This window comes from Niveibacterium sp. 24ML (genome assembly GCF_026586805.1).
In the GTDB taxonomy this organism is placed as follows: domain Bacteria; phylum Pseudomonadota; class Gammaproteobacteria; order Burkholderiales; family Rhodocyclaceae; genus Niveibacterium.
The window spans coordinates 66,240-90,217 of record NZ_JAPFHA010000008.1; the positions used below are offsets into that span (position 1 = coordinate 66,240).

19 protein-coding genes are annotated in these 23,978 nt (G+C 63.4%); 7 read left to right on the top strand and 12 right to left on the bottom strand.

All coding sequences use genetic code 11. The features are described 5' to 3' along the window. Nucleotides 1-10 precede the first annotated feature (10 nt). The 4 genes from OPU71_RS09020 to OPU71_RS09035 form a co-directional block, all read right to left on the bottom strand. Complete coding sequence (locus tag OPU71_RS09020) at nt 11-1,087, bottom strand: branched-chain amino acid ABC transporter permease (RefSeq protein WP_267727523.1); 1,077 nt, start codon at nt 1,085-1,087, stop codon at nt 11-13. Between the two features lie 128 nt (nt 1,088-1,215). Continuing rightward, nucleotides 1,216-2,130 carry a branched-chain amino acid ABC transporter permease gene (locus OPU71_RS09025; protein WP_267727525.1) on the bottom strand — a complete coding sequence of 305 codons (915 nt, stop codon included), beginning with the start codon at nt 2,128-2,130 and terminating at the stop codon, nt 1,216-1,218. Between the two features lie 150 nt (nt 2,131-2,280). Further along, on the bottom strand, nt 2,281-3,102 hold the full coding sequence (locus tag OPU71_RS09030; RefSeq protein ID WP_267727527.1) for an ABC transporter ATP-binding protein: 822 nt from the start codon (nt 3,100-3,102) through the stop codon (nt 2,281-2,283). Beyond that, complete coding sequence (locus OPU71_RS09035) at nt 3,102-5,075, bottom strand: AMP-binding protein (protein WP_267727529.1); 1,974 nt, start codon at nt 5,073-5,075, stop codon at nt 3,102-3,104. The genes OPU71_RS09030 and OPU71_RS09035 overlap by 1 nt, the downstream gene beginning before the upstream one ends. A gap of 299 nt (nt 5,076-5,374) precedes the next feature. Here OPU71_RS09035 and OPU71_RS09040 point away from each other — a divergent pair, with 299 nt between their 5' ends. Beyond that, nucleotides 5,375-6,049: a Crp/Fnr family transcriptional regulator gene (locus tag OPU71_RS09040; protein WP_267727531.1), complete on the top strand. Its 675-nt coding sequence runs from the start codon at nt 5,375-5,377 to the stop codon at nt 6,047-6,049. Nucleotides 6,050-6,141: 92 nt separating this feature from the next. Here the strand turns inward: OPU71_RS09040 and OPU71_RS21225 are convergent, their stop codons facing one another. The 3 genes from OPU71_RS21225 to OPU71_RS09060 all read right to left on the bottom strand — a co-directional run bounded on the left by OPU71_RS21225 (nt 6,142) and on the right by OPU71_RS09060 (nt 9,088). Then, entirely contained in the window at nt 6,142-7,173 is a 1,032-nt protein-coding gene (locus OPU71_RS21225) for an OmpA family protein (RefSeq protein WP_324256049.1), read from the bottom strand. 425 nt (nt 7,174-7,598) lie between these two features. Next, nucleotides 7,599-8,036, bottom strand: coding sequence for a MaoC family dehydratase (locus OPU71_RS09055; RefSeq protein ID WP_267727533.1), 438 nt, complete (start codon nt 8,034-8,036; stop codon nt 7,599-7,601). Nucleotides 8,037-8,092: 56 nt separating this feature from the next. Then, a complete protein-coding gene (locus OPU71_RS09060; RefSeq protein WP_267727535.1) occupies nt 8,093-9,088 on the bottom strand; it encodes a DUF4105 domain-containing protein in 996 nt (331 codons plus the stop codon). Between the two features lie 245 nt (nt 9,089-9,333). On the opposite strand from OPU71_RS09060, the gene OPU71_RS09065 reads away from it, so the two are divergent. Beyond that, entirely contained in the window at nt 9,334-9,906 is a 573-nt protein-coding gene (locus OPU71_RS09065) for a response regulator (protein WP_267727537.1), read from the top strand. Nucleotides 9,907-9,914: 8 nt separating this feature from the next. Here the strand turns inward: OPU71_RS09065 and rtcR are convergent, their stop codons facing one another. Then, entirely contained in the window at nt 9,915-11,501 is a 1,587-nt protein-coding gene (rtcR, locus tag OPU71_RS09070; protein WP_267727540.1) for an RNA repair transcriptional activator RtcR, read from the bottom strand. Between the two features lie 349 nt (nt 11,502-11,850). Between rtcR and OPU71_RS21340 the strand changes: the two genes are divergently transcribed. The 5 genes from OPU71_RS21340 (at nt 11,851) to OPU71_RS09090 (ending at nt 17,057) form a co-directional block, all read left to right on the top strand. After that, nucleotides 11,851-12,303, top strand: coding sequence for a zinc-ribbon domain containing protein (locus tag OPU71_RS21340; RefSeq protein WP_420712366.1), 453 nt, complete (start codon nt 11,851-11,853; stop codon nt 12,301-12,303). Continuing rightward, entirely contained in the window at nt 12,278-13,489 is a 1,212-nt protein-coding gene (locus OPU71_RS09075; RefSeq protein WP_267727542.1) for an RtcB family protein, read from the top strand. The genes OPU71_RS21340 and OPU71_RS09075 overlap by 26 nt, the downstream gene beginning before the upstream one ends. Before the next feature lie 4 nt (nt 13,490-13,493). Beyond that, nucleotides 13,494-14,234, top strand: a complete 741-nt coding sequence (locus tag OPU71_RS09080; RefSeq protein ID WP_267727544.1) for a hypothetical protein — start codon at nt 13,494-13,496, stop codon at nt 14,232-14,234. A 175-nt stretch (nt 14,235-14,409) separates the two neighbouring features. Then, entirely contained in the window at nt 14,410-15,450 is a 1,041-nt protein-coding gene (gene rtcA, locus OPU71_RS09085) for an RNA 3'-terminal phosphate cyclase (protein ID WP_267727546.1), read from the top strand. 116 nt (nt 15,451-15,566) lie between these two features. Then, nucleotides 15,567-17,057, top strand: coding sequence for a DUF4832 domain-containing protein (locus OPU71_RS09090; protein ID WP_267727548.1), 1,491 nt, complete (start codon nt 15,567-15,569; stop codon nt 17,055-17,057). 381 nt (nt 17,058-17,438) lie between these two features. Here the strand turns inward: OPU71_RS09090 and tehA are convergent, their stop codons facing one another. The 4 genes from tehA to metH form a co-directional block, all read right to left on the bottom strand. Beyond that, nucleotides 17,439-18,389 (bottom strand): dicarboxylate transporter/tellurite-resistance protein TehA, encoded by a 951-nt coding sequence (gene tehA, locus OPU71_RS09095; RefSeq protein ID WP_267727550.1) that lies wholly within the window; start codon nt 18,387-18,389, stop codon nt 17,439-17,441. A 146-nt stretch (nt 18,390-18,535) separates the two neighbouring features. After that, entirely contained in the window at nt 18,536-19,354 is an 819-nt protein-coding gene (locus tag OPU71_RS09100; protein WP_267727552.1) for a MipA/OmpV family protein, read from the bottom strand. A gap of 110 nt (nt 19,355-19,464) precedes the next feature. Next, complete coding sequence (locus tag OPU71_RS09105; protein WP_267727554.1) at nt 19,465-20,208, bottom strand: hypothetical protein; 744 nt, start codon at nt 20,206-20,208, stop codon at nt 19,465-19,467. Nucleotides 20,209-20,277: 69 nt separating this feature from the next. Then, entirely contained in the window at nt 20,278-23,952 is a 3,675-nt protein-coding gene (metH, locus tag OPU71_RS09110; RefSeq protein WP_267727702.1) for a methionine synthase, read from the bottom strand. Nucleotides 23,953-23,978 lie beyond the last annotated feature (26 nt).

Genomic DNA, 23,978 nt, shown 5'->3' on the forward strand with positions numbered 1-23,978 from the left:
GATCCCCCGATCAATGTGGAAATGGCCAAAGCCGTAGTTTCTCCTTGGTGATCTGCCACAGCCGAGTCAGACCATGCGGCTCGACGATCAGGAAGAACATGATCAGCGCACCGAACACCATGAACTGGATGTGCGACACGGTGGCATTCGAAAACGGCAGGCCGATCGCCTGTGCGGCCGGCTGCAGCGTGCTGTCGAGGAAGATCGGCAACAACAGGATGAACGCCGCGCCGAGGAAGGAGCCGAGCACGCTGCCGACGCCGCCGATGATCACCATGAAGAGGATACGGAACGAAAGATCCAGATTGAAGCCGTCCGGCTCCACCGAGCCGAGGTAGCAGAAGGCGTACAGCGCGCCGGCCACGCCGCAGTAGAAGGAACTGACCGCGAAGGCCGTGAGCTTGGTGTGCATCAGCGGAATGCCGATGACCTGCGCGGCTACGTCCATGTCGCGTACCGCCATCCATGCGCGCCCTGTGCCGCTTCGGGCGAGGTTCTTCGCCGCAAGCGCCATCACGACGACGATGCCCAGCACCAGCAGATACTTGGAGACCGGCGTGTCGAAGCTGAAACCCAGAATCTGGATCTTCTGCGCCGAGATCACGCCCGACGACGAGTTGTTCGACAGCCACGGGAACTTCGTCAGCACCCAGACGATGAAGAACTGCGCGGCGAGTGTCGCCACCGCGAGGTAGAAACCCTTGATGCGCAGGCTCGGCAGGCCGAACAGCACGCCCACCGCAGCCGCGGTGAAACCCGCGAGCAAGAAGGAAACGAGGATCGGAATGCCTTCCACGCGTAGCTGGAAGTTGTAGGCCGCGTAGGCACCGACCGCCATGAAGGCGGCAGTGCCGAGCGAAAGCTGGCCGCAATAGCCGGTGAGGATGTTGAGGCCCAGCGCGGCCAGCGCGAAGATCAGGAAGGGAATCAGGATCGCGGAGAACCAGTACTCACTGGCGAACAACGGCACGCCGAGAAACGCGAAGGCCAGCAGCAGCCCGATCGCGATGCGGTCTTGCCGGATCGGGAAGATTTGCATGTCCTCGGCGAACGAGGTTTTGAACTGGCCGGCCTCACGGTAGAGCATCTGTGTCACTCCCTTTGAGTCCGTGAGTAGCAAGCGCGCCGAGGCCGTGCCGAGAAGCGCAGTCGTACACGCGGTACGGTGAGCATCGCAGGCGCGGGATCGGCGGGCATAGCAGACGCATCGCGGACTCAAACCCGGTCAATGTGTTTTTCACCGAACAAACCCTCCGGGCGCACCAGCAGGAACAGCAGCGCCAGCACATACGGGAACCAGCCCTCGATGCCACCGAAGTTACCGCCGAAGCCGGCCTGCATCAGCGGTGGCAGATAGATCTCGGCGAGCTTCTCGGATGCGCCGATGATCAGCCCGCCGACGATCGCGCCGGCAACCGAGTCGAAACCACCCAGCACCAACACCGGCAGCGCCTTCAGCGCGGTGAAGGTGAGCGCGAACTGCACGCCGTTGCGCGAGCCCCACAGCAGGCCCGCGACCAGTGCCACAAAACCGGCCACCGCCCACACGATTGCCCAGATGCGTTCGAGCGGAATGCCAATCGACAGCGCGGCCTGGTGGTCGTCCGCCACTGCACGCAGCGCGCGACCGATGCGGGTTTTCTGGAAGAAGATCGCGAGTACCGCGACCAGGACCGCCGCGATGCCGGAGGCCACCAGATCGAAGCGGCTGACGACGATGTCGAAGCGTTCCAGCAGCCACGGAATCGGCTCGTCCTGAATGCCCAGTTCAATCGGCCGTACCGCATCGCCCCATAGCATCGGCGCGAGGCCTTCGATGAAGAAGGCAAGGCCGATCGTCGCCATGAAAAGCGAGATCGGTGGTTGGCCGACCAGCTTGCGCAAGACGAAGCGTTCGGTCGCCAGCCCCAGCAGCACCATCGCGCCGAATGCCAGCACGATCGCCACCGGCAAGGGCATGCCGTGCCCCATCAGGCCCACCACCGTCAGCGCCGCAAAGTAGACCATTGCCCCCTGCGCAAAGTTGAAGACACCAGAGGCTTTGTAGATCAGCACGAAGCCGAGCGCGACGAGCGAATACATCACGCCCGAGAGCAGGCCACCGATCAGCGCTTCAAAAAAGAACTGCATGACTGCCCCCATCGCAAAACCGGTTCAACGCAGAGGCGCAGAGACGCAAAGGGCCGCAGAGGGTTAGGGTCGCTTTGCTCAGCGGCCCTCTGCGTCTCCGCGCCTCTGCGGTTAACACAGCCTTCACAAATACCCAACGTGCGACGGCGCTCAATGCCCCGCCCCCAGGTAGGCCTTGATCACGTGCGGATTCGCTTTGACTTCGGCCGGTACGCCGTCGCCGATCTTCTTGCCGTAGTCGAGCACGACGACGCGGTCCGAGATGTCCATCACCACGCCCATGTCGTGCTCGATCAGCACGATGGTCGTGCCCATCTGGTCGTTCACATCGAGGATGAAGCGGCACATGTCCTCCTTCTCCTCGACGTTCATGCCGGCCATCGGCTCGTCGAGCAGCAGCAGGCTTGGCTCGGCGGCGAGCGCGCGGCCCAGCTCCACGCGTTTCTGCAGCCCGTAAGGCAGTCGGCCGACGGGCGTCTTGCGGATGTGCTGGATCTCGAGGAAGTCGATCACCTCCTCCACCTTCTGCCGGTGGGCGAGTTCCTCGCGGCGGCCGGGGCCGAAACCGAGCATGTGTGCGAACAGGCCGTGGTGCATCTTGGTCACGCGGCCAGTCATCAGGTTGTCGAGCACGCTCATGCCCTTGAACAGCGCGATGTTCTGGAAGGTGCGCGCGATGCCCTGGCGCGCGGCTTTGTGCGGCTCCATCGCGCGACGCTCCCTGCCATGAAAGACGATGCGCCCTTGCTGCGGGTGGTAGACACCGTTGATGACGTTGAGCATCGAACTCTTGCCCGCGCCGTTGGGGCCGATGATGGCGCGCACCTCGCCTTCGCGCACATCGAAGCTGATATCGGTGAGCGCCTTCACGCCGCCGAAGGCGAGCGAGATGTGCTCAAGGCTCAGGATCACCTCACCGATCTTGCGACCCGCCGTTTCTACCGCTGCGTTGCCGATTTGGTTCATCTGCATCACGCCGCCCGCTTCGCGCCACCAAGGGCGAACACCTGCGCCGCTTCGATCTTCAGATCGGCCGCGATCATGCCGCTGCGGCCGTCCTCGTACTTCACCTGCGTCTCGATGTAGCAAGTCGCCTTCGTTTCATCGTAGAGCGCCTCGATCAGCGTGCCGTACTTCTCTTCAATGAAGCGGCGCCGCACCTTGCGCGTGCGGGTCAGTTCACCGTCGTCGGCGTCGAGCTCCTTGTGCAGGATCAGGAAGCGGTGAATCTGGCAGGCGGCCATTTTTTCGTCGGCAGCCAGATCCGCGTTCACCTGTTCGACGCAATCGCGGATCAGCGCATACACCTCGGGCCGGCCGGCGAGATCGGTGTAGCCGGCGTAGGCGAGATTACGCCGCTCGGCCCAGTTACCGACCGCGCTGATGTCGATGTTGATGAAGGCGCACACCTGCCCGCGCCCGTCGCCGAAGGCCACCGCCTCCTTGATATTGGGGAAGAACTTGAGCTTGTTCTCGATGTACTTCGGCGCGAACAGATTGCCGTCGGTGAGGAGACCGACATCCTTCGCCCGGTCGATGATCTTGAGGTGGCCGCGCGCATCGAAGTAGCCCGCATCACCGGTGTGGACCCAACCGTCTGCAGTCTTGGTGCTGGCGGTGGACTCGGGGTTCTTGAAGTAGGCCTGGAACACGCCGGGGCCGCGGTAGAGCACCTCGCCGTTGTCGGCAATGCGGATCTCGACCCCCGGCGCGGGCGGGCCGACGGTGTCGGCAAAGACTTCGTTATGCGGCTGCATGCAGATGAACACGCAGCCCTCGGTTTGGCCGTAGAGCTGTTTGAGGTTGATGCCGAGCGAGCGGTAGAAACTAAAAATCTCCGGCCCGATCGCCTCGCCCGCGGTGTAGCCCACCCGCACTCGTGAGAAGCCGAGCACGTTGCGCAGCGGCCCGTACACCAGCAGTTGGCCAAGGCCGTAGTGCAGGCGGTCGAGCAAGCCGACCTGTTTGCCATCCAGTATCTGCGGGCCCACCCGCTTCGCCACCGCCATGAAGTGATGGAACAGCCAGCGCTTGATCGCGCCGGCATCCTCCATGCGGATCATCACGCTGGTGAGCAGGTTCTCGAACACCCGCGGCGGCGCGAAGTAGTAGGTGGGGCCGATCTCGCGCAGGTCGGTCATCACCGTCTCGGCCGATTCCGGGCAGTTGATGCAGAAGCCGGTGACGTAGGCCTGCGCGCACGAGAAGATGTTGTCGCCCACCCAGGCCATCGGCAGGTAGGAGAGGATTTCGTCATGCTCGGTCAGGCCGTCGAAATCGGCAGCGTTCTTCGCAGTGAGCAACAGGTTCGCGTGCGAGAGCATCACGCCCTTGGGCGTGCCGGTGGTGCCGGAGGTGTAGAGCATGATCGCCACGTCGCCGGCCGCGCCCTTGTCCACCTCCAGGTCGTAGAACTGCGGCTCGCGCTGATGGCGTGCCTGGCCATGCCGCTGAAGTTCGTCGAGCGACATCAGCCCGCGCTGTGTGTAGTGCCGCATGCCACGCGTGTCGTCGTACAAGATGTGGGCGAGCACCGGCGCGGTGGCCTGCACTTCGAGCAGCTTATCGACCTGTTCCTGATCCTCGGCGACGGCGAAGCGGATCTCGGCATCGTCCATCACGAAGGCCATCTCTTGCGCCACGGCGTCCTGGTACATCGGCACCGGGATGCCGCCGAGCGCCTGCGCCGCGCAGATCGCCCAGTAGAGTCGCGGGCGGTTGTCGCCCACGATTGCAAGCCGGTCGCCCCGGCGAAAGCCAAGCTCGGCGAGGCCGCAGGCAATTTCCCGCACCTGCGTGGCTGCATCCGCCCAGGAGTAGGTTTGCCAGATGCCGAATTCCTTCTCGCGTACCGCCGCTTTCGCGGGCCGGACGCTGGCGTGATGCCGCAGCAGCCGCGGGAAGGTATCCAGCGAGCTTGTCTGCGCCAAACCGGGATGCGGCATCCCCACCCTCCTCAATTCGCCATGGCGCGTGGCACCACGGGCACCGGTCGCGCCCCCGCGACTTGTGCCAGAATTCCCCCGTTGGTCTGCGTAGCCGGTCATCGCCGCTACGTCGGAGCGCCTGGCGCCGAAGCCTGCTGAATCCCCCGCAGCACGCTTGTTCCCCTGCACCTTGCGCTTTTTACTTGGTCCCGGCTTCGGGCTCAATCGTGCAGTGCCGCACGGGGGTCGAATCCGGAATGGTCTTCACCATAGCCAAGCGTGCTTACGGCGCGCTGTCACCATACGGACAATCGAATATGAGCACGCTTGCAGACTTGCTGCGCGACAGCCTCTGGATCGGCGATCTCACCGACGCGCAGCGCATGCGCGTGGAACGCGAAGTGCAGGTGCGCTACTACGCGGCCGGCAGCACGGTGGTGCGCAAGGGGGATGCAGTAGAACACTGGACCGGCGTGGTCGACGGCTTGGTCAAGATCAACGCCTTTTCGGCCGATGGGCGCTCGACGACCTTCACCGGCGTGCCGCGTGGCGGCTGGTTCGGCGAGGGTTCGCTGCTGAAGAACGAGATCCGCAAGTACGATGCGATCGCGCTGCGCGATTCGCATGTCGCGCTGATGCCGCGTGCGACCTTCATGTACCTGCTCGATACCAGCATCCCCTTCAACCGCTTCCTGCTCACGCAGATCAACGAGCGGCTCGGCCAGATCATCGGCATGCTCGAATACGATCGCCTGCTTGAACCGGACGGCCGCGTCGCCCGCTGCCTCGCAGGGCTCTTCAACCCGGTGCTCTACCCCGGTATCGGCGCGCAGTTGCAGATTTCGCAGGAGGAGATCGGTTACCTTGCTGGGGTCTCGCGCCAGCGGGTGAACCAGGCGCTCAAGGTGCTCGAGCAGGCCGATTTGCTGCAGGTGGAATACGGCGGCCTGGTGATCAAGGATCTGAACGGCCTTCGCAGCTTCGGCGCATAGCTGGCGCCGCGTTCACGGCTCGACGACCAGACCATCAAAAGAAAAGCCCCATCGTTTCCGATGGGGCTTTTTGCTCTCGGGTTACCGAAGCATTACGGCATGCGGGTGCCGATGACTTCGATTTCCACGCGGCGGTTGGTTTGCAGACATGCGATCAACAGCTTGTTGCTGTTGTTGTCAGCGCCAAGGCCGGTACACGGTGCGATCGGGTTGGCTTCGCCCTTGCCTTCGGTGGCGATGCGGTTCGCATCGATACCCTGCTCGACCAGGAAGTTCTTGACCGCAGCCGCACGCTTCTCGGACAGCGCCTGGTTGTACTTGTCGGAACCAAGGCGGTCGGTGTAACCGACGGCGGTGATCACTTCAAGGGTCGAGAGCTTCTTGGCTTCAGCCGCGAACTCGGTCAGCTTGGCCTTGCCGTCGTCGCGCAGATCGGCCTTGTTGAAGTCGAACAGTGCGTCAGCCGCCATCGTCACCTTCTGTGCGGAAGGCTTCGGCGCTGCTACAGGCGCTGGGGCAGGCTTGGCTGCCGGAGCTACCGGTGCGGCAACCGGAGCCGCCTTCGCCGGCACGCTGAACACCCAGCCCAAGCCGATGCGGTACATGATGTTGCCGCTCGAACCCAGATCTTCTCCCCAGTACTTCTCATCGGTGAAGCCGTAGACGTAACGGGCATCAAGCTGGGTAAAGAATTGCTCACCGAAGAAGAGCTGGGCACCCAGACCGCCGTTCACGTAGCCCGCATTCTTTTTCAGCTTGTTGCCGTTGGAGCTGACCGTGTCTGCTTCAACACCGCCGCCTGCCAGCAGGAAGGGACGGAACTTGCCGCGCGAGAACAGCCACAGGGCATCGGCACCGAAGAGGTTCTGACGATAAGCGTAGGGGTCATTCGAACGGTTGCCGAATGCGCTGAGCTGAATGTCGAACGACTGCGACACCGGCTTGCCGAAGGAAATGCCACCGCCGACATCAAGGTCGTCAGCCATCCAGTCCTTGTCCGAATCAAGCGTTGTAACGCTCGGCAGGACGTAAGCGGACGGGTTGTATGCCATCTGGGCATTTGCCGAGGCGGCCAGGCCAAGCAGCCCGACTGCGATGGCGATGCGGGTCATTTTTACGGACATAGCGATCTCCTGTAGTGCGATTGAATTTATGTTTATTGATGACGTGAGACGAGTTCCGGCGGTACTACAAAGTGAAAACCAGTTTCACCCCTGTTTATAGCTTCTTCAAACAGCCAGCGACACCCGATTACGATGGCCTTAGGGGCGGCACAAGGAATCGCGGTGTTGCACATTTCATGAGTTCGGATGAACGTAATCGCTGTCTGACGCCGCCCTGGCCCAAGAACCTCATCTACCGACAGGCGGACGACAGCATTCTACGCCCCGCTTCGATTACATGACGGTTTCGTTTCAGGATATTGCGCACCACAGGGCGGGCTTTTGTGGCGATTTCGACAAGTCGTGGCGCGAACTTGCCGGACTGGAGCAAGAAGCGCACGGGCAAATTCCTGCTGTGGTGACTTAATTCACACTCAATTGAGCGATCAAGCGCGAATCGGTGCCATGACCGTCGCATCGCCCAACAAGACGGGTTTTCCGCTCACGCTGCAAACGCATTCGAGTTCAACCCGGTTCTTTTCCTTGTCCACCGATTTGACGGTAACGGTGGCTTCGACGGTATCGCCCAGTTTTACCGGCCGACGAAATCGCAAGGATTGCCCCAGATATACCGTGCCGGGGCCGGGCAACTGGTTGCCGAGCAGCGCCGAGAACAGGCTGGCGGTGAGCATTCCATGGACGATCCGGGTGCCGAACTGCGTACTTGCCGCATAGGCTTCATCAAGATGGACCGGGTTGGTGTCGGTGGATACCTCGGCAAATGCGCGTACCTCCGACTCGGTGAATGCTTTGCTGAGGGTCGCCGATTCGCCGGGCATCAGCTCGTCGAGATAGCGGGGCGCTGCGTTTGCATGCTGAGTCATGTCTGCTTTCCTTGAACAATCGCGCCGTTGCTGGGCGCACTACGGTGTTTGTCTGATCAGTCTGCAGGCCGCGGCGGCAGCTCGGCCCGGATACGCGTGGAAAAGTCCGCGGCGCTGCCTGCCTGCTTGGCGCGCTGCGTGATGTCGCTGCGGGTACGTAGCTCCGCCAGGGGCATCGTTGTATTGACGACCCGTTCCTCATACGCCATTTCGTCAAGATGCCCATTGGCAATGATTCGCCAATCGAACAGGCGGCTGATGCCGAACACATGTTTGACGTTCTTGAAGATGGCCGTGGTGCAGTTGGTTGTCAGGGCGTTGTACCAGTCGGGCTTTCGCGCCAGGGCATTGAAGGATTCCACATAACCTTCAAGCAGCTTGCGGGCAGATTCCGGGGAGGTGTTCAGTCGATATAGTCGGATCTGCTCCTTGCGATAATTGGTTCGCACGCCAAGGACATCGCGCTCGTCGGCCACCACGTAGTAAAGCTCGAACTGGCGGAAGAAGCCCAAGACGGCGGAGTATTCCTCACCCTTTTCCTTGCGCGTTTCAATCGAGATCGCCAGCGGCGCTTGATCCTTGAACTGCCAGCTCAGGATCGTGTGCCCATATTGCGTTGGCCCCCAGAAGCTGATTGCCAGATCCAGCCCTTCCAGTTTCGACAGGTCGTAACGGCGGGTTTCCCAGTGCGGGACGAAGTCGGCATCGCTGGAGCGATACTCAAAATTGCGCAGGTTCTTGATGACCAGCGTATCGCCTTCAATCGTCGCGGTGGGCAGCTGGCTGACGTCCGTGAGCCACGCACGATCGTTGCTAGCCGGTATCGTAAGCCACCAGATCGCAACGAGGCCCCAGGCGGCGATGCCAAGCAGCGCCGCGCGCCGGAACGGTTTGATCTTCCACATGATCAAAGCCAGGCCGGCCAGATAAGCCCCGCACAGCGAGCCAGCCAGCGCGCGTGAAGCGGGGCCATCAACCCAGATTGCCGCAAGCGCCCAAAGGCTTAGCAAGAAGGCAGCAAATCCGAGTAGAACACGAAGGAACACGCGCATTGATCAACCCCTGTGCCATTTGACTGCCGCCAGCCTAGCGGCAAGACGATGCCGCGTCCACGCGCGCAGCGGTATCGTCCACGCTATCGGTATGGCATAGGTGTTTTCATCAAAGTGTGACGCCCGACGCATCCGGGCGGAGGCAGTTTCCGATCGCGGAAACGACGACGGTATGATTTTGTCGTTCTACGAACTATTTACAATTCTGGCGCCCGACGCTCAGCGAGCAATCATCCGAGGTCATTGTGGGACTCTTCGATCAACTCAAATCCATCCTCGCCAAGGCCCCCGCTCCTTCCAGCCAGACGCCGCTGCCGCAGCCCGGCCTGAGTACCGGCGAGCAGCATGTGGATCGCCGGGTGCGTGAAAGGCATGATGCACGCCCCGGGACCAGCGCCCTGATCGTTGACGACTCACCCACCATCGTTGCGGCGCTGCGCAAGATGCTCAACTCGGCCGGCTATGTCACGCTTGAGGCGTTGACCGCTGAAGATGGCATCGAGATCGCGCGCGACCTCACGCCGGACATCATCTTCCTCGACATCGTGCTGCCGGGCATGAACGGCTTTGCCGCACTTCGCACGCTGCGCCGCGACCCGCTGACGCGCGATATTCCGGTAATCATGATCAGCGGCAACGAACAGGCAACCGAGCAGTTCTTCGGCACCCGTATCGGGGCCGACGATTTCATGAAGAAGCCTTTCTCAAGGCTGGAAGTCTTTGCCCGGATCGAACGCCTGCTCGATGCCGACATGGTGCCTCGCCGCGTCAGCACAGGTGCCGCGGAAGCCGCGCGGGACGCCGGCGCGCAAGCCTGATCGGGCGGCTACTTCGCCGATAGCTGCTGCCATTCCAGATCGAATCGCGCAAGGTATTTCCGCAAGCGGTCGGCATCGTTGATCTTGGCCTTTTGCAGGCGCGATGCGCCAAACAAGCGCCGGCCGGCGTCTGAAAGTGACGCCGATCGGCGGCAGACTTCCGCCACGCTCTCAAGCTGCAAACGATCGAATAGATCCAGCGTTGCCAAGCGCTCGCCCAGCAGGTCGGCGAGCGGATTCGCACTTGGGCCGCCCCAGGCGCCGCGCAGCCGAGCCAGTTCCTCCACCACCACCGCTTCGGTGATTCTGCCGGTATCGGACAAGGTGGCCATCCGCGTCACCGACGCCGACAACTCGCGGAAGTTGCCCGACCAGCGTGCATCCGGCCCGGTGGCAAACTTCAGGTAGGCACGCTTGGCCTCGGCATTGAAGCGCACCTGCTCGCCGTGCTCGCGGGCGTATCGATCGAGTTCAAAATCCAGGTTCGGTTCGATGTCCTCCGCCCGCTCTGCAAGGCCGGGCAGGGTGTAGGTCCACAGGTTGATCCGCGCGTACAAGTCTTCGCGGAAGCGGCCTTCCGCCACCCACTGTCTGAGGTCGCGTACCGTGCCGGCAATCAGCTGGAAGTCGCTCTCCACTTCGCGGTCGCCGCCGAAGGGGAAGAAGCGCTTTTCTTCGATTGCCTTGAGCAGCATGGCCTGTTCGTCGAGCCCCAACTCACCGATTTCGTCGAGGAACAGCAGCCCGCCATCGGCGCTGCGCAGCAGGCCAGCGCGTTCGCTCTGTGCGCCGGTGAAGGCGCCCTTCACATGACCGAACAGTGCTGACATCGCGCTGTCACCCCGCAGCGTGGCGCAGTTCACTTCGACAAAACGCCCCGCCAGCTGGTGGCGCGTCTTCTTCATCTCATACACCCGCCGCGCCAGCAGCGACTTGCCCGCACCGGTCGGCCCGCAGAGCAGCATCGGCGCCTTCGAGCGCACCGCGACCCGTTCGATCTGCTCGATCATCCGATTGAAGCTCGCGTTGCGCGTGGCGATGCCCGATTTCAGGAAAGACACCGTGGCATCGCGCTCGCGCGCAAAGCGGGTGGCGATGTGGTCGTAGCGCGAGAGATCGAGGTCGATCACCGCGTAGCTGCCCACCACTTCGCCCGCCTCTTTCTTGCGCGGCGGCGAGGTCTGCACCAGCTTGGCCGGCAGGTAGCGCGCCTCGGCGAGCAGGAACCAGCAGATCTGCGCCACGTGCGTGCCGGTGGTGATGTGGATCAGGTAGTCCTCGGCTTCGGTGTCGAAGCGGTAGCCGTGCGCAAAGTCGTGCAGCGCGGCGTAGACCTCCTCGAAATCCCACGGATCGCGCAGGTTGATCTCGACGCCGCGCACCTCGGTTTCCGGCGAGATGGCCGCGATGTCCAGCTTCAAACGCTCGAACAAGCCACGGCTGCGCGGGTCATGCAGCAGCTCGACGCGGTGCACGATGAGATCGTCCTGCTGGCACAGGCTCACCGTCGGCCGCCATTTCTCCCAGCGCTGGCTGCCCTTGCCGACGTAGTCGAGCACGGTTCCGACAAAGCCGATCGCAACAGTCCTTCTCATACGAGCATCCGGGATAAGGTCCTAGCTCACAGTCTAACAATTCATGAGTACCACGCAGGGTGCCGTCGCGACGATCTCGATCAAAATCCTTTCAAAACAGTCGGTTGTGGGGGAAGTGCCGGAAACACCGGGCATTGGCACGCTATTCGCAATAGGGATGGCATCGCAAAGCCTGAAGCAATGGTCCACGAGCTGGGTGTCCAAGCCCGCTGGTGCCACGAAGCCAGTGGTTTATCCACCGTCGTTTCGTGGCATGCCACCGCGAAGGCGTGCGAAGGATGGATGGCCGCAATCGGGCGCTTGCCGGGTTCGAGTCCCGTCGCGCCCACCAGGGTTCTGGAGTGACAACATGAAAAGTGGCAAACAACGAAGGGCCGAGATCAAACACGCCCGGCTGCAGCGCCGAAGCCGGCGAGAACAGGCGCTCGCGCGTGTTCTGGCGCGGACTGCCCGGCCAGGTCATGGCGCCGCCCGCTGCGACGCAGCCAGACTGGCGCCCGCCAACAGCTGCGGGCTGCCCGAATTCGTGCGGCGCGGCTACTACGAAGACCAGCCTTTCCGCTGCAAGGACTGCGGGGCGGCGTGCGTATGGACCGCTGCCAGCCAGAAATGGTGGTACGAAGTCATGCAAGGCGGTATCGAAACACGCGCGGTGCGCTGCACCGCCTGTCGCGCCCGCGAACGCGCCCGCAAGGCGCAGGCGAGGCGCGTGCAACAGGAAGGGTCGCGGGCACGGGCAATACGTCCCGCAGAAAACAAGAACAGAGGAAATTCGAATGCACTACCAGACGCTACAAACTGAACACGGCGCACCGATCAAGATGTGGACCCAGGGCGTGCCGGTGGAAGACGAAGCCCGCGCGCAGCTGATGGCTACCGCGAAGATGCCCTTCATCTTCAAGCACCTTGCCGTGATGCCGGATGTGCACCTCGGTAAGGGTTCGACCATCGGCAGCGTGATTCCCACCCGCGGCGCCATCATCCCGGCCGCAGTGGGGGTGGATATCGGTTGCGGCATGATGGCCGCGCGTACCACGCTCACCGCCGCCGACCTGCCCGATAACCTCGCTGGCCTGCGCTCCGCGATCGAAGCGGCAGTGCCGCACGGCAAGACGATGGGCAAGCGCGACAAGGGGGCCTGGGATACGCCGCCGGATTCGGTGGATGCGATGTGGGGTGAGTTGCACCTCGGTTTCAAACGCATCACCGAGAAGCACCCCAAGCTTGAGCGCACCAACAACCACAAGCATCTCGGAACGCTGGGAACCGGTAACCACTTCATCGAGGTCTGCCTCGACGAGGAAGACCGCGTCTGGTTCATGCTGCACTCCGGCTCGCGCGGTGTCGGTAACGCCATCGGCAACCTGTTCATCGAGCTTGCGCAGGCGGATATGCGTCAGCACATCGCCAACCTGCCGCACCGCGATCTGGCCTACTTCGAGGAAGGCAGCGCGCACTTCGACGACTATGTCGAAGCCGTGGGTTGGGCGCAGGATTTCGCGCGACGCAACCGGCTGGTGATGATGCAGAACGTGGTCGCCGCGGCGCGAAGGGTAATCAGCGTGCCCTTTGCCGCCGATGTGGAAGCGGTGAATTGCCACCACAACTACGTGCAGAAGGAAACGCACTTCGGCCAGGAGGTTCTGGTGACCCGCAAGGGCGCCGTGTCGGCGCAGAAGGGCCAACTCGGCATCATCCCCGGATCGATGGGCGCGAAGAGTTTCATCGTGCGCGGGCTGGGTAACGAAGAAGCCTTCTGCTCGTGCAGCCACGGTGCCGGCCGAACCATGAGCCGAACCCAGGCGAAGAAGCGCTTCACCGTCGCCGACCAGATCCGCGCCACCGCGCATGTCGAATGCCGAAAAGACGCCGAGGTGATCGACGAGATCCCGATGGCCTACAAGGACATCGACGCAGTGATGGAGGCGCAGTCCTCGCTGGTGGAGGTTGTGCATACCTTGCGGCAGGTTGTTTGTGTAAAGGGGTAGAAGAATGGTTGATAACCAAACCTTGCAAGAAATTCTGGGATTGAATGTCCCCAACACGTCGGTCCCAGGCGAACGGTTGTTTCGCGGCGATCTACCCGACTGTAAGAACAACGCTTGCCCGCATTGGTTCAATGATGGTCTTGCATGGAGCCTCATTGCAGACGGGTATCTGCGTTCAGGGAACATCCTTGTTGCTGCGGTGATGACAGGTGATGAGGACCCAAATGAAATGCTGTATCCGGTTTGTTTTGCGTATCGACACGGGCTTGAACTTCGATTCAAAGAGATCATTCTTCTTGGAAATCACGTCAAATCGAAGACCCCGAAGACGGAGTCGGGGCATGACCTGCTCGCCCTGTGGAGACTCGCACGGCCGATTCTTACCAACTACGTTGGCGGCATTACCAACGATTTGCTTGACACCATAGAAGCGCAAGTCTCTGAGCTCCATTCTGTTGACAAGAGTGGCGACGAATTCCGATATCCAAGGACGCTAGACCGAAAAGGCGCTGCCTCGCGCGTGACGCTCCCGCAGGCAAAACACATCAACCTGCGTCATTTGAGAGATGTTGTTGGATCAATCGACACGGTGTTGATTGGTTCCATTTCAGCGCTTTGGGACCGGAGCGAACTTGCATTGCCAGTCGTCACGGATGCACCCGACTTGGCGGAGCCTGACACGACATCACGCCAGGAAACACATGTTCGATCACGCAACCCCGCGCAGGAGGATCCAGAGCTTTGAACGGTAGCGATGTTTGACGGAGGGTCCCTGTTTGAATCCGAGCGTTCTGTGTCACCTCCAGCGCTTTGCAATTCTTGAACTGCGGATTCAATCGCCCACTTGCCTTCCTGAATGAGGCTCCGATCGACAACACGATCCGCCCACGCGGTGGTGCCAACTGAATAACAAGAAAATCATGCAATCAAAACAAAACGCCGCGCCCTGGCTTGAGCTGGACGGCGCCCAGGGCGAAGGCGGCGGACAGGTGCTGCGCAGCGCCCTGACGCTGTCGATGATCACCGGCACGCCCTTCCGCATCGAGCACATCCGCGCCAAGCGCAGCAAGCCGGGCCTGCTGCGGCAGCACCTCACCGCGGTGCAGGCGGCGGCGGCCATTTGCGGCGCCCAGGTCAGTGGTGCCGAAGCCGGATCGCAGCGCCTGAGCTTTGCGCCCGGCCCGATTCGCGGTGGCAATTACCGTTTTGCGATCGGCACCGCAGGCAGTTGCACGCTGGTACTGCAGACCGTGCTGCCCGCGCTGTGGTTCGCCGATGTGCCGAGCACGCTCAGCGTCAGCGGCGGCACCCACAACCGCGCGGCGCCGCCGGCGGACTTCCTGATCCGCGCGTGGCAGCCACTGCTGGCGCGGATGGGGGTTGAGCAGACGCTGCAACTGCAACGCCACGGCTTCTACCCGGCGGGCGGGGGCGAAGTGTCGGCCAGCGTGGCGCCTTGCGCATCGCTGCAGCCGATCGAGCTGCTGTCGCGCGGCGCGCTGGGCGGCATCCGGGCCGAGGCACTGGTGGCCGGTGTACCCGGCAGCGTGGCACGCCGTGAGCTGGAACGCGTGCGCGCACAGATCGCCGAGGTCGACGGCCAGATCCGCGAACTGCCAAGCCGCGAAGGGCCGGGCAACGCCGTGTTGATCGAAGTCGCCCACGCCGGCGTGACCGAAGTGTTCACCGCCTTCGGCGAACGCGGTTTGCCGGCCGAGCGGGTGGCCGATCAGGTTGCTACCGAAGCACGCCAATATCTGCAGAGCGACGCCGCAGTGGGCGAACATCTGGCCGACCAGTTGTTGCTGCCGCTCGCACTGGCCGGTGGCGGTGCCTTCACCTGCACCACCGCCTCGTCACACCTGCACACCAACACCGCGGTGATCGAGAAATTCCTGCCGGTGGAAATCGAGGTGGCACAGCAGGGGGCAGTGGTGCGGGTGAGCCTCACGCGCGCGTAGGCTGGATCTGCACTGCGCCAGCTTGAGGTGCGCGTCATCGCCCAGCATTTGGCAGGTGTGCAAGGCATTCAGAACGACTACATTCACGCACTGATGCTTCGTTCCGCGAGTGCCCTATGCCTGCCCGCTCCGCTCTGAATACGATCCGCTATCTGCTGGTGGCGGCTACCGCGATCACGCTGCAAGCCTGCGGCGGCGGGGGTGGCGGCAGCGATCCCGCGCCGCCGGCAGCGCCCGGCTGGCAGGCCGCGAGTGTAAGCAAGACCTTCACGGCGCTTGATCCGGCAAGTGACACCACGGTGAACCCGCTTCGCGGCTACTACCGCTGGCGCAACCAGGAACAGGTGCCGCAGGCTGCGCCGGCGCTCGACGCCTACAACCGCTACACCTGGCGGGCGCTGGAAACCGGCCCGGGTATCTACGATTTCAGCAAGGTCCTGAGTGACCTGCAAACCGCAAAGGGCCAAGGGCGCAAGTTCGCGTTTCGCGTACAGGCGATGCTCGGTTACGACAATGACACCCGCTACCTGCCCGACTATCTGGTGGGCAACAGCGCCTGCGTTGCCGCTTGCGGCTGGTGGGCCGACTACAGCGCGAGCACACCGGGGCTCAGCTTCATCCCCGACTGGAACGACCCCTACCTGCAACAACGCGCCCGCTTGCTGCTGCAGGCGCTGGCCCAGGCCATCGGCAGCGACGAGGACATCGCGTGGATCGACATCGGCGTCTACGGCCAGTACGGCGAGTGGGCGCTCTCGTCGGCCATCGACTACACCAAGGCGCCGGCCGGTATCGTTGCGCCGAGCGATGCGAGCAAGCGCGAGTTCGTCCGCATGCACCTCGACGCCTTCCCGGCGCGGCAACTCGTGATGTTCGCGGTGTATCGCAGCTTCGATGCAATCCGCTACGCCACGCAGGAACAGACCCTCACATCAAAGCCGGTCGGTCTGCGGATCGACTGCCTTGGGCGTGCCAACTTCATGGATCAGTGGACCAACCATCCGGCCGAGTGGTCGGTGTTGCAGAACCAGTGGCAGCGGGCGCCCTTCGTCGCGGAATTCTGTACCTTCGGATCAGGCGATGCCGCCAACAACGCCAGCGCCGCCTTGCAACAGCTGCGCGACTTCCACATCAGCACCGTCGGCAACGGCAACCTCAATCCCTGGGCGGACTTCACCAGCGCCGACCAACAGATCCTCCAGCAGATCGGCCGCGAAGCCGGCTACCGCTACCGGCCGGTGACGAGCACGGTGACGCTCAGCACCGCCGGTGTTCTGAAGGTTTCCACCCTCATCAACAACGATGGCAATGCGCCGAGCTATGAACCCTGGGCGGTGGGCGTGGAACTCACCGACGGTGGCGGTCAGCGCCTGTGGTCCGGTGTCTTTGCCGGCAAGCTGGGCGATTCAGCGGGCGGCGGCTCAGCGCAGACCTTTGCGGGCGAATGGCAACTTCCCGCGCTTGCGGCTGGCAGCTACACGCTGCACCTGATCGCACGCGATACCCGCGGCGGCCAGGCCAGCACCCTGCGGCCGCCCTTGCGCTGGCATGTCAGCGGACAAGCGGCCGACGGCGGCCTCGGGCTTGCCACCCTTTCACGGAACTGAGCCGGCGCGACCCGCAGGTTCACGAAGCGATGTCGCGCGCAATCACGCACGGCCACCACCGAGCGCTGCGCCGCCCACAGATCAACATCTTCCCGGCGCCGGAGGCGATCGGCGCCGGAAAGCGATCTGGGTTCAGCGCGAACGCGCTTGGGCCCGGGCTCGACCGATGAAACGCGTCTTTCTCGTGCCGTTCGCCGCCCTGAGCCAGCCGAATACATGTTCGATTCGCATTTCGCTGGCCTCTGCTGTCGCTTGTGCGCCCGGATCCAGTGCTCGCGCAGCTGCGCGACGATGCGCATGGCACGGTAGCCCTTTGGGGCCACCGAGCTATTGGGATGTCAGCGTGTAAAGCGTTTTGACCTTGGGGGCCCGCGGTGCCGCTCAGCCCGGCATGCGTGGCAGCAGACGGCCGCTGAGTAAGAGCGCGCCGGTGCGCAGCGTCAGGTAGCCAATGAACAGGTTGGCGCCAATGAACACCGGCAAGGCGAGTATCGTCGCGGCAGCAATGCCCGCCAGCGCAAGCTTGAGCCCCACCACCGTCGCCGAGGCGATACCGAAGGTGTAGGCCCAGTAGCTCGGCGCGAAGGGCTGCTCGCCGAGCCAGCGCCAGAGCCGCACGCCGAGCAGCAACTGGAACAAACCATAGCCCCACAGCATTAACAACCAATGATCGTGGCCGGTGGGTTCGATCATCAGCCACGCCATCGCGCAAACCACCGGGGGTGCGAACTGGATGCCGATCAGCGGGCGCTGCGGCGCGGGCACGGGCGGCGCTTGCCACAGGCGCAGGAAGATCAGCGATTCAAGCGCAAACCACGAGAACATGCCGGCACCGAGAAACAGCCAGCCCCAATCCGCGTGCCCCAGCGCGCCGAGCGCCGCCGCGCTGGTGAAATTGCCCGCCACCGTGGGCAGGTAGATCGCCGGCAGGGTGCTGCTCGCTTCGCGGCCGCCCTGCCACAAGCTGCCGGTGTGCCACAGCGAAAACAACAAGTGCCAGCCGATGCCTGCCAGCGCCAGGCCCCAAGCCAATGTGTGTGAGTAGGGTTGCACCGCCATCACCATCAGCAGGGTGGACACCGCGAGCAGCGCCGGCGTGCTGCCTTGCACCGGGTGGCGAAACTCCGCCGCCACGACGCCGGGCTTGCGCCATGCCTGCAGCAGATAGGCAAGCAGCAGGCAGAGCCAGACGGTGCCCGCGAGCAGCAGCAGCGCTTCGCCGATGAGGGCCGGAGCAACCCAAAGTCTGTGCGCAAGGCGCCACGCCTGCCCCAGCCCGGCGAGCCCGAGCACCATGCCGAAGAAAGACGCGGGAAGTGGCGAGCGGGACATCAGGTATCCAGGCGGGGTGCGGAGGCGCAATTGTAGCGGTGCCGCCATTGATGGCGCCCGTCGCATCCCAGCGGGGTTACTCCGCCCCGCAAGCGCGGCTGCTTGTGTGGCCGCTGCCGTGATCAGCCCGCTCTGCGGGCCTGCGCCTACCAGATATAGCCGACGCCAGTGATCAGAGTGAGCTCATTTTCATGATCGACGATCGGGCTCTCGGCGGTACCGCTGTCGAAGTGCTCGATCGCCGCCGACACGGTGCCGAGCCAGTGCTTGTCGAAGCGGTAGGTTGTAATGAGCGATGCCATCGGCGACCAGGTAGAGCCGGTATCGTGTTGCGGGCGGCCCGCCCGGGCTTCATCGGCCGCCACCCCGCCGAAGTAGTAGTTCGCCAGCTTGCTCGAGCGCCACAGCAGTCCGAAGCCCGGCATGATCAGCCAGCGATCGCGCACAACAGGGAAGTCCGCCCACATCAGCGCCTCACCCCCCTCGCTCGTGCCGGTCACGTCGGCGGCGGCGCGGAGAGTCAGCAGCGCATACGGTGTCACCACGTTTGCGCCGATGCCCAGCTCGAACTGACCTTCTCGTCTGTGCATGCCCGCCAGTTCGGCCGTGTCTTCGGGGTCAAGGTTGCCGAAGCGGACGCGGCCATATCCGAACACGGATACCGGACTGCTGTTGTAGACGTAGTAGCGCGCCCGGTCGCCCAGGTACATGAAGTGCTCACCAAAATACACCGCGCCCGGAATCGGCAGCGCGGTGTCGTCCTGCCCGATGTAACGCGCGTTCGCCCCAATGAATACGCCGCCGAGCACAAGGCCTCGCGGTACCGGGGAGGTCTCGGTGTCCGGCACCAGCGCTTGCAAGGAGCCGAGGTCGAGCTCTGCGGCGAGCGGTGCCGACAGCGATGCACTGGCCAACAGCGCAATCGACAAGACTCTGATGGAAGAACGGCGAAGCGAGCGCGGCATAACGGACATCCCCTGAACCAGTTGAAGGTATCTTGAGCGAGCTTACACCGACCGCCTCGCTTGCAGAGACTGTGCGGAGTCGTCAGGCGTCTCCGGTTACTTTGTCAGCGTCACCGTCTCCCTGGCTGGCGTTCGCACAGGCGTAAGTTGTACCAAGTCGCCCGTGCAACAGGAAGGTAGGTTTCATAATCATATGGAGGAAGCCGTTCCTGCAAGGCTGCCTCACTCTCATCCGATGCGGCAGCCGTCTTCGCGAGTGTTCTCAGGCAATGTTCGGGACTTCCTCCGTGCAGATAAGCCAAGGCGAGATCATTGCGGACACGATCGGTTTCGACCCAGTCGATGTACTCCCCACACACCTCCAGCATCGTCGCCAGTTCGGCGCTTGCCTCGCGGTAATGCTTGGAACGGTAAAGAGCGCTGAAACGGTTCCGCGTTTCACGCTGAGCAAGCCGCGTACAGGTCTTCGGAGGTCTCCGGAAGTCACCGTCCAAACCTGCACGCGCGCCACAGAAGGTGCGGCAGGCGTCTTCGGTTACTGTCTGGACGTCAATTTGCGTTCCATCTCCCGAGGGCGTCAGGCGCAAGCGGCAGGGATGCTCCTGCTCGTTGGAAAGCTCGCCCACATACTCAGCGATGTCTCCGACCATTCGCCCCGACACATCGCAGCCGTGTCCATTCGTACCACTTGTCGTGAGACTGAACCAGGACTGACCACTGCGTCGTTCGATCTTCAAAGAGCCGGTGTCGCCGGGGCGGATGTAGTCACCCGGCGCGATGGTTTCCGCCATTGCTGCTGTGCCCACCGTCAGAGCAAACATGAAGGCGGACGCGCGTTCCTTCCAGCGTTTCATCCCTGCTCCATCAAGATCGACTTGTGGGTTCGCCGGAAAACGAGACGCCCAACCCCTCAGCTGCATCTCTCAGAGGATAGGCGCCAGCCAGCGTGCCGCTTCCTCCACGCTCATGTGTTTGCGCCTGGCCCAGTCTTCGAGCTGGTCGCGGCCGATCTTCTGCACGGCGAAGTAGTGCGACTCCGGGTGGCTGAGGTAGAAGCCGGACACTGCGGCGGCGGGCGTCATCGCGAAGGATTCGGTCAGGTGCAGGCCGGTGGCGCGGGGCGCTTCGAGCAGCTCGAAAAGCGGGCCCTTCTGCGTATGGTCCGGGCAGGCGGGGTAGCCCGGCGCCGGGCGTATGCCCTTGTACTGCTCGGCAACGAGGCCGGCGGTGTCGAGCGACTCGTCGGCGGCGTAACCCCAGTCGGACTTGCGCACCTTTTCGTGCAGGTACTCGGCGAAGGCTTCGGCTAGGCGGTCGGCGAGGGCCTTGAGCATGATGCCGCTGTAGTCGTCGTGCGCGGCGGCGAACTCTTCGAGCTTCTTCTCGATGCCGACACCGGCGGTGACCGCGAAGCCGCCCAGCCAGTCGGGCTTGCCGCCTTCGGGCGCGAGGAAGTCGGCAAGGCCCCAGTGCGGCTTGCCGTCCGGGCGCTCGTGCTGCTGGCGCAGCTGCGGTAGTACCTGACGTACCGCGCTGCGTGACTCGTCGGTATAGACCACGATATCGTCACCCCGGCGCGCAGCGGGCCAGATGCCGAACACGCCATGCGCGGTGAGCCAGCGGCCGTCGATGATCCTCTTCATCATTGCCTGCGCATCGGCATACACCTGCCGTGCCGTCGCCCCGACCACTTCGTCGTCGAGGATTGCAGGGAAGGGGCCGGCGAGGTCCCAGGTCTGGAAAAAGGGGCCCCAGTCGATGTACTCGGCGAGCTTGGCCAGATCCATGTTGCGCAGCGCGCGCAGGCCGGTGACGTCGGGCTTCGGCGGCGTGTAGGCGTCGAAATCCAGCTTGGCATGGTTGGCCGCAGCCGCGGCGTAGGGCACCAGTTGCACGCCGCGTTTCTTGGCGTGCTGCTCGCGCACCTTCTCGTAGTCCTCGGCGACTTCGGCGACGAAGGTGTTGCGATGGTCGATCGAGAGCAGCTTGGTGACCACGCCGACGGCACGCGAGGCGTCCGGCACGTAGACCACCGGGCCTTCGTAGTTCGGCGCGATCTTGATCGCGGTGTGCGCGCGGCTGGTGGTGGCGCCGCCGATCAGCAGCGGCACGTCAAAGCCCTGGCGTTGCATCTCGGCCGCGATGTGGCTCATTTCTTCAAGCGAAGGCGTGATCAGGCCGGAGAGGCCGATCGCCTGTGCGCCATGTTCGCGTGCGGCATTGAGGATCTTCTCGGCCGAAACCATCACGCCGAGATCGACGATGTCGTAGCCATTGCAGCCCAGCACCACGCCGACGATGTTCTTGCCGATGTCGTGCACGTCGCCCTTCACGGTGGCGATGACGATCTTGCCCTTGGCGGCGGCACCGGTGCGCAGCTTCTCGGCCTCGATGTAGGGAATCAGGTGGGCGACGGCCTGCTTCATCACGCGGGCGGATTTCACCACCTGCGGCAGGAACATCTTGCCGGCGCCGAAGAGGTCGCCGACGACGTTCATGCCGTCCATCAGCGGGCCTTCGATCACCGACAGCGGCGGCTTGCCCGCGGCCTCCAGCGCGGCGCGTGCTTCCTCGGTGTCGGCGACCACGTAGTCGGTGATGCCGCGCACCAGCGCGTGCTTCAAGCGTTCGCCGACCGATTGCTCGCGCCATGCGAGATCTTCCACGCGCTCTTTCGCGGAGCCTTTCACCTGCTGGGCATAGTCGACCAGGGCTTCGCCCGCACCGGGGTGGCGGTTGAGCACCACATCCTCGACCAGTTCGCGCAGCTTCGGTTCGAGCTCGTCGTACACGCCGAGCTGGCCGGCGTTGACGATGCCCATCGTGAGCCCCGCCTTGATCGCGTGGAACAGGAACACGGTGTGGATCGCCTCGCGCACATGGTCGTTGCCACGGAACGAGAAGGACACGTTCGAGATGCCGCCCGAGGTCTTGGCGTGCGGCAGGTTCTGGTGGATCCAGCGCACCGCCTCGATGAAGTCAACGCCGTAGTTGTCGTGCTCCGCGATGCCGGTGGCGATAGCGAACACGTTCGGGTCGAAGATGATGTCTTCGGGCGGGAAGCCGATGCCGGTGAGTAGCTTGTAGGCGCGCTCGCAGATCTCGATCTTGCGCTGGTAGGTGTCAGCCTGGCCCTTCTCGTCGAAGGCCATCACCACCGCCGCGGCGCCGTAGCGCATCACCAGCCGCGCCTGTTCGAGGAACTTGGCTTCGCCTTCCTTCATCGAGATCGAGTTGACGATGCCCTTGCCCTGCAGGCACTTGAGCCCCGTCTCGATCACCTCCCACTTCGAGGAGTCGATCATCACCGGCACGCGGGCGATGTCAGGCTCCGAGGCGATCAGCTTCAGGAAGCGTTCCATCGCCGCCTGCGAGTCGAGCATCGCCTCGTCCATGTTGATGTCGATGACCTGCGCGCCGTTCTCGACCTGCTGGCGGGCCACCGCCAGTGCGTCGTCGAAGCGGCCTTCGAGGATCATCTTCGCGAACACGCGCGAGCCAGTCACGTTGGTACGCTCGCCGACGTTCACGAACAGCGAATCGCTGGAAATTGCAAGCGGCTCCAGCCCCGAGAGGTGCATCACATGTGACTTCTTCGGGCGGTAGGCGGGTTTCACCGTCGACACCGCTTCGCCGATTGCCTTGATGTGCTCCGGCGTCGTGCCGCAGCAACCGCCGACGATGTTCACGAAGCCGCTCTGCGCCCATTCGCCGACCTGGCGCGCCATGTTCTCCGGCGTGTCGTCGTATTCGCCGAATGCGTTGGGCAGGCCGGCGTTGGGGTGGGCCGAGCGCCAGGTCTCGGACACCCGCGCCATTTCCTCGACGTACTCGCGCAATTCCTTCGCGCCCAGCGCGCAGTTCAGGCCGATGGTGAGCGGGTTGGTGTGCGCGAGCGAATCCCAGAAGGCCTCGGTGGTCTGGCCCGAAAGGGTGCGGCCCGAGGCATCGGTGATGGTGCCGGAAATCATCACCGGCCAGCGGCGGCCGGCCTGCTCGAACAGGCGCTCGATCGCGAACAGTGCCGCCTTGGCGTTGAGCGTGTCGAAGATGGTCTCGACCATCAGGATGTCGGCACCGCCTTCGACCAGACCCTTGGCCGACTCGACATAGTCGGCGACCAGCGCGTCGAAGGTGATGTTGCGAAAACCCGGGTCGTTCACGTCCGGCGACAGCGACGCGGTGCGCGAGGTGGGCCCCAGCACGCCGGCGACGAAGCGCGGGCGGCCGGTCTTCGCCGCGAACTCGTCGCATACGCCGCGTGCCAGCCGCGCGCCTTCGACGTTGAGTTTATAGGCCAGATCCTGCATGCCGTACTCGCCCTGCGACACACGGGTGGCGTTGAAGGTGTTGGTCTCGATGATGTCGGCACCGGCGTCCAGATACGCCGCGTGGATGCCGCGGATGATCTCTGGCTTGCTGAGCAGCAGCAGGTCGTTGTTGCCCTTCACGTCGCTCGCCCAGTTGGCAAAGCGCGTGCCGCGGTAGTCGGCTTCCTGCAGCTTGTGACGCTGCACCATCGTGCCCATTGCGCCATCGAGCAGCAGGATGCGGGTTTCGAGCAGGTCGCGGAGTTCTTCTGTACGGTCGGCTTGCATCATCGTTCTCATCGTTCTGTCTGCGC